We start from the raw sequence: 6,475 nt of genomic DNA on the forward strand, positions 1-6,475 counted from the left end.
GAATGGACTATCGCAAAATCATTAAAGAAATTGGCCGGGGGAAAAACCACGCCAGAGATCTCGATTTTGATACCGCGCGCGGATTGTATAGCCATATGCTGAAGGGCGAAGTGCCTGACCTGGAGCTGGGCGGCGTGCTGATTGCCCTGCGTATCAAGGGCGAAGGCGAAGCGGAGATGCTCGGTTTTTATGAGGCAATGAAGCAGCACGTTATTGCGCTAACCCCGCCGCCGGGTAAACCGATGCCGATTGTCATCCCTTCCTATAACGGCGCCCGCAAGCAGGCGAACCTCACGCCGCTGCTGGCGCTTTTGCTCAACAAGCTGGGTTACCCCGTGGTGGTCCACGGCGTGAGCGAAGACCCAACCCGGGTGTTAACGGAAACCATTTTTACGCTGCTGGGCATTGAACCAACGCGCTACGCCGGACAGGCGCAGGCGAAGCTTGAGTCTCATCATCCCGTCTACCTGCCAATTAGCGCGCTTTGCCCGCCGATGGAAACCCAACTGGCGATGCGCTGGCGCATGGGCGTGCGTAACAGCGCGCATACGCTGGCGAAGCTGGCCACGCCGTTTGCCGAAGATGCCGCGCTGCGTCTGGCCAGCGTTTCTCATCCGGAATACGTGCCAAAGGTGGCGAAGTTCTTTGCCGATATCGGCGGCCGTGGGCTGTTAATGCACGGTACCGAGGGCGAGGTGTACGCCAATCCGCAGCGTTGCCCGCAGATTACGCTGATTGATGACAAGGGAACCCGCGTGGTCAGCGAGCGGCAGACCGACGTCGACGGCGAGGCCGTTGTGCTGCCGTCGGGCAAAGATCCTGCCGTGACCGCACGCTGGATTGAGCGCTGCGTGGCGGGCGTTGAGCCGGTGCCGCAGTCGCTGAAAATTCAGATGGCCTGCTGCCTGCTGGCCACCGGCGAAGTGGCCACGCTTGAGGCTGGCCTGGCGCGTGTTGCTGAAGTTTTCTGAACGACAAACAAAAAAAAGCCCGCGACAGGCATCGCGGGCAAACAAGGGTAACATCAGGGTTAAACAAGGGTAGTGCTATCAAGGCCGATGAGGGTACCGGCCTCAATGAGGGTAATGCCTGAGCGCGTGATTATTTGTAGATAACCGCGGTGCCGCTCATTTGACCTTCGGTGTTGGCAGAGGTAATCGCGTAAGAGCTTGCGCCTGCTGCTTCTGCTTTAGCCGCCAGTTTTGCTTCCAGGCCATCCAGGGTCGTTGCGCCAGTTGCGGAAACAACACCAATTTTATTCAGGTTCTGTGTCTGTGCTTCGTTCACGGATTGGGCAGCGAAAGCACCGAAAGACAGAGTTGAAAGAGCAATTGCAGCTACAGCATATTTGATGGTTTTCATGGCTAAATTCTCGCAGGTTGTTCTGTTAAGGTGACGTTGTTCCGTCGATGTGATTATGGTCACACTTTTTAGTGGAAGAATAAATCGAAGAGAATTGACGACCTTAATCAAAAAAATTGAATTAGTTATAACCTGTTGAAATAAGTAGTGATTACGAGGTAAATAGTTTCGCTGCGTGACGTTAACCCTGGAAACACTTAGTTTGCGCACATTTTGCTACTCTTTTTGTTAGTGCTGGTCGTACCTGATGTGCAATCGCTTGCGCACGCTTTTTGGGATGACTTTGATTTTTTGCGCAGTAACCTGCCGGGGAAGCTTTTATAATGTTGTCTTTCCTTTTCAACCCGATGGATGAGGTTCGATGGAGATAAAGCTGCACTCCAACGCCACAACAACGCCGCGTACGCGTAAGTACATTCAGGAGTCCGAAAAAACGGACGGCGAGCTGGCGGATGAGCTGAACATTTCGGTCGATACCGTCCGTCGCTGGCGCATGCGCGACGACTGCTACGACAAGTCTCATCGGCCCAATACGATTCATCGTGCGTTAAGCCACGAGCAGGAGTCGATGCTGGTGTTTCTACGCCTGCGCCTCGCGCTTTCCCTGGACGAGCTTCTTGAAGCCGCGCGCTTGCTGATTCAGCAGGGGATTTCGCGCGCCAGCGTCAGCCGCATGCTGCAAAACTGGCAGCAGTCCCGCATGAGTAAGCCGGATCTCAAGCAGACTCCGGGCCATTTTGTGCTGGATGCCTTCCCGCTGCCGGAAATCATTAGCCACAAGCAGGGCGAGCTGCTGGTGTTCAGCGACCGCGTTTCCGGCTATATGGCCGTTGCGCTTCGGGAGCGCGGCAGCGAGGCTATGCCTGAGCCGCTGGTGGGATTTTTACGCGAAGGGCTTTCGCTGCCCCTGCTTTCGTTAACGGCGAAACCGTGCGTGTTCACCCGGAATCTCGCTGAGGCACTTGGCGTTCCTTTATATACGGCCCCGCAGGAAAGCTGGCTCGAAAAAGCCGGGCAGGGCAATTATCACCAGCAGCTGGATGGGCTGTTGAACGGCGAGCGCTTTGATAAGCGTCTGGGGTTAGGGGCCGTGCTGCTGGAGTTCGAAGACCTGTTGAATAAGAGGATCATCCGCAGCCGGCTGAAAAACCTCACGCCGGAAGCGTGGCTCAAGCTCAATCATCCCCGGCGTTAAGCGCCCGTTCGGGCGCTTCATATTAATGAAACGCTATTTCCCCTCACACAGCGACAGAAAATACTGCGTCAGCAAATGTGCCGGTCGGCCGCTGGCCTGGGTGAACTTCCCTCGCGACAGCGCGGTACCGCTGACGTCGAGATGCGCCCAGGGGCGTTGATGGCAAAACTTGCTGAGAAACTGCGCGGCAGACACCGCGATAGCGGCGTTGTTGGGCGGCGTGTTGGTATAGTCGGCAATGGCGCTCTTCACCTGGCCGTCAAAGCTTTCGTCCAGCGGCAAAGGCCAGACGCGATCCTGCGTCAGGCTGCCCGCCTGCTGCAGGCGCTGGCTTAACGCTTCGTTGTTGCTCATCAGCCCCGAAATGTCGTAACCCAGCGCTTTGACTACCGCGCCGGTCAGCGTGGCGACGTCGATCATTTCGGCGGGCTTAAAACGCTCCGCGGCATAGCTGAGCGCGTCCGCGAGAACCAGTCGCCCTTCGGCGTCGGTATTAATAATTTCTACGCTTGCTCCTGCGTGAGAGCGCACAACGTCACCCGGCATCATCGCGGTGCTGCCGGGCATGTTTTCCGCCAGCGCCATGACCGCCGCGACGTTGATGGGCAGGTTCAGGCGTTTCACGGTCTCCATCATGCCGAACACCACCGCCGCGCCGCACATGTCGTACTTCATCGTGCGCATGCCTTCGCCTTCCTTCAGCCACATCCCGCCGGTATCGAAGGTAATCCCTTTCCCGACCAGGGCATAAACCGGGTCTTGTTCGCCGGCACCCTGCCAGCGCAGCGTAACCAGCCGGGGCGGATTGACGCTGCCTTTTCCCGTGGCGTGCAGGCAGCCGAGGCCGTGGTCAAAAATGGCCTGCTCGTCGAGGATCTCACAGCTGGTTTGCGGATGCTGGGCGGCCCAGGCTTCTGCTTGCAGCGCCACATCCTGCGGGCGGCAGTCCAGCGCGGGCAAATCCGCCAGCTGGCGAGAAAGCTGCATTCCCTGAGCGATAGCCTCGGCCTGTTCAGCCAGGCGGCGCGCCAGGGCGTTGTTGGGCTCGGTTATCAGCCACAGTTCGCTGTCGCCTGGCGGCTGGTCCTGACGATAGCCCAGCTGCGGCAGCTGATAGAAGCGGTTGAGCAGGGCTATCAGCAGCGTGCGCAGCCGCACAAACGTGGTTTCGTCCGCCAGGTTAAAGCCCGCAAGGTCCAGCGCGACGGGCTGCAAAACGGGAGACGGCAGCAGCATTTCAACGGCAGAAAGCAGCTGGCGAAGCACGACTGGCTGGGTGACATCGGCAGAAGGCAGCAGCGTCAGGCGCTCGCATATACCCTGCAAGCCAAAGGCGGTTGTTTGCGGCTCATCATAGGTAGACATCTCTTCCAGCAGGGGCTGGAGCGCGTTCGGCCAGCGGCTCAGGGAAGTATTCCACAAGATAAGATGAGCGCTGTTAAAGGCAGCGTCGGGTGAAACTAGCTGGCATTTCATTGGATAACCTCCGCGGTGATGCGCTGTTGGTAGGCGTCCAGCCATTCGCTATCTGCCGGGCGGATGACCGTGCGGTTGCCGTCCCGGGCGGTGAGAAACACCTGCGCAGGCTGTGCTGGCGTGGCGACAGAGAAAGAGAAGTTGTCGATGGTGGTGGCCGCGCCGTATTCGCCCCGGTTGTTCATACAGACGACGGACAGGTCGCCGGCACGACCGTAGCGGGAAATCAGTTTGGCCTCCAGGTCATAAACCGCAGACTCGGCCGCCCGCTGCGGTGACATGCCGCGCGCCATGCGGCTGACAATCTCGTAGCTGATACAGCCTTTCATCAGATCTTCGCCGAGGCCGGTGGCGGTGGCGGCGCCGACTTCACTGTCGGCGTAGAAGCCGGAGCCGGATACCGGTGAGTCGCCTACGCGGCCAGGGCGCTTCATAAACAGGCCGCTGGTAGAGGTGGCGACCGACATTTTTTGTTGGCCGTCGAGCGCGATCACGCCCACGGTGTCGTGCCCGGTGTAGGGGCTTAGCCCGCGATCGAGGGTTTCACGCTTGCGCTTGAGGTAATGATTGTGCGCCCGCTCGGTCAGCATCGTTTTGCTTTCAAAACCTCGATCTTTTGCCCACGCTTCGGCTCCCTGGCCCACCATAAAACTGTTAAAACGCTCTTCGCTGAGGGCCCTGGCGACCAGGATCGGGTTAGCGATATTCCTTACCCCGGCGACGGCGCCGAGCGCGAGGCTGGTGCCGTCCATAAAGGCGGCGTCCAGCTCGACTTCACCCTTTTCATTGGGCAGGCCGCCGAAGCCGACCGATTTATAGAATGGATAATCTTCTACGCATTTGACCGCATGCACCACGGCGTCGCTGGCCGAACCGCCTTGCTGCAGCCGTTCGGCGGCTTCACCAACGCCTTCCCATGCCATACGCCAGGTGGCGATCGTTCCCCAGTTTGCTGATAACGTCATGTTTAACTACTCCGTGGCGGGTTTGCTTTCAGTCACCTGTGCCGGTGATTCACTGGCCCGGTACTGCCGGTCAACGACCTTCAGGAACGGCAGGTATATCAGCGCCCCGATGCACAGGTTAATCAGTTGGATAACCGCGCCGCTCAGGTGCCCGGTGACGATAAATCCGCTCAAGACCGGCGGCAGCGTCCAGGGGATGTACACCCCGGTGGTGGTGGCCACCATGCCAATGGACATGGCGATGTACTGCACCGTGACCAGCACCAGCGGCACAAGGTTAAAGGGGATCAGCATGACGGGGTTCATGATGACCGGCAGGCCAAACAGCACCGGCTCGTTAATGTTGAAAATGGAGGAGCCGACGGCCAACCGTGAGACATTTTTGATGTGCTGGCTGCGGGCGAACAGCAGCATAGCAATCACCAGAGACAATGTTGCCCCTGCGCCGCCCATCCAGATCATGTCGTAAAATTGCTCGGTCACCACGTGCGGCGGCGGCATGCCGGCCTGCGTGGCGGCCAGGTTGTCCATCTGGTTTTCCATCCAGAAGGGACGAAGGATGCCGTTGACCATCGAGCCGGAGTTAATGCCTACCGACCACAGGCTGGTAATACTGAAGCAGGTAAACAGTGCGCCGATGTAAGAGGTGCCGAAGTGGCGGATAGGCGTCGCCAGCACTTCATAGACGAACTGATGAATGGTGTGATAGCCGGTTTTTGCGAACAGCACGCGAACCGCCAGGGCAATAATCAGAATTAGCAGCGACGGGATAAGCGCCGCGAAAGATTTTTGCACCGCCGGAGGGACGCCGTCCGGCATTTTGATGACCCAGTTCTGGCGCAGCATCCAGGCAAACAGCTCCGTACTCGCCAGCGCCCCCAGCATCGCGACAAACAGCCCCTTTGAGCCCAGCCATTCCATTGGGATCAGGTTGCCGACGTCCGGATGTTTGGCAAAAGGCGTGAGGATCAGGAAGCAGGAGAGGGACAAAATGCCGGAGGACATTCTGTCGATGTCGTAGCGCTCTGCCAGCCGGTAGGCCACCAGAAAGCTGATAAAGACCGCCATCGTTGAGAAGATGGCGTTAAAAGGGATTTCAACGGTGGCTGACCAGCCCTCGCCAAAAATAGAGGCCATAAACTGCTGGTAGTGGGTGCTCGGGAACGACGAGATAACCAGCAGAATCGAGCCCACGATAATAAACGGCATGAACGAGATATAGGCGTCGCGAATGGCACCGAGGTGGCGCTGCTGCGCCATTTTGGCGGCCAGAGGCATCAGCCGGGCTTCTAATGCGGCCATCAGGTTTTTCATTTTACCGCTCCGAAAGTAATCACAAGAGACAATTCTTGTGTGCCATTACCTTAGTGATTGTTCGGCGCTAATAAAGTGAGTTAATTCACAGATGAGCCATATAAGTATCATATGATTGCTTAAATTTTTTTTCGTGGCGGAGAAATGAAAATGCCCTGCAAAG

General features: G+C 57.8%; 6 protein-coding genes. 2 read left to right on the plus strand and 4 right to left on the minus strand.

Annotation, left to right across the window (positions count from 1 at the left end):
- Nucleotides 1–2: 2 nt before the first annotated feature.
- Nucleotides 3–971 carry a DNA-binding protein YbiB gene (ybiB, locus tag ACE38U_RS16200; protein WP_176983034.1) on the plus strand — a complete coding sequence of 323 codons (969 nt, stop codon included), beginning with the start codon at nucleotides 3–5 and terminating at the stop codon, nucleotides 969–971.
- A 130-nt stretch (nucleotides 972–1,101) separates the two neighbouring features.
- Here ybiB and ybiJ read toward each other — a convergent pair whose 3' ends face one another.
- Entirely contained in the window at nucleotides 1,102–1,362 is a 261-nt protein-coding gene (ybiJ, locus tag ACE38U_RS16205) for a DUF1471 family protein YbiJ (RefSeq protein ID WP_038474271.1), read from the minus strand.
- Between the two features lie 361 nt (nucleotides 1,363–1,723).
- Between ybiJ and ACE38U_RS16210 the strand changes: the two genes are divergently transcribed.
- Nucleotides 1,724–2,557 carry a helix-turn-helix domain-containing protein gene (locus ACE38U_RS16210; RefSeq protein WP_375530130.1) on the plus strand — a complete coding sequence of 278 codons (834 nt, stop codon included), beginning with the start codon at nucleotides 1,724–1,726 and terminating at the stop codon, nucleotides 2,555–2,557.
- 33 nt (nucleotides 2,558–2,590) lie between these two features.
- On the opposite strand, the gene ACE38U_RS16215 is transcribed toward ACE38U_RS16210, so the two are convergent.
- Genes ACE38U_RS16215 through celB form a run of 3 tightly spaced genes read right to left on the minus strand, consistent with a single transcriptional unit; the run spans nucleotide 2,591 to nucleotide 6,312 of the window.
- The gene (locus tag ACE38U_RS16215) at nucleotides 2,591–4,033 is read right to left on the minus strand and encodes a leucyl aminopeptidase (protein ID WP_375530131.1); all 1,443 of its coding nucleotides are present in this window, start codon (nucleotides 4,031–4,033) and stop codon (nucleotides 2,591–2,593) included.
- Complete coding sequence (locus ACE38U_RS16220; protein ID WP_176983031.1) at nucleotides 4,030–4,998, minus strand: glycosylasparaginase; 969 nt, start codon at nucleotides 4,996–4,998, stop codon at nucleotides 4,030–4,032. Before ACE38U_RS16220 ends, ACE38U_RS16215 begins: the two co-directional genes overlap by 4 nt.
- Nucleotides 4,999–5,004: 6 nt before the next feature.
- Nucleotides 5,005–6,312: a PTS cellobiose transporter subunit IIC gene (gene celB / locus ACE38U_RS16225; protein ID WP_375530132.1), complete on the minus strand. Its 1,308-nt coding sequence runs from the start codon at nucleotides 6,310–6,312 to the stop codon at nucleotides 5,005–5,007.
- Between the last annotated feature and the right edge of the window lie 163 nt (nucleotides 6,313–6,475).

Source organism: Cedecea selenatireducens (genome assembly GCF_042138895.1).
In the GTDB taxonomy this organism is placed as follows: domain Bacteria; phylum Pseudomonadota; class Gammaproteobacteria; order Enterobacterales; family Enterobacteriaceae; genus Cedecea; species Cedecea selenatireducens.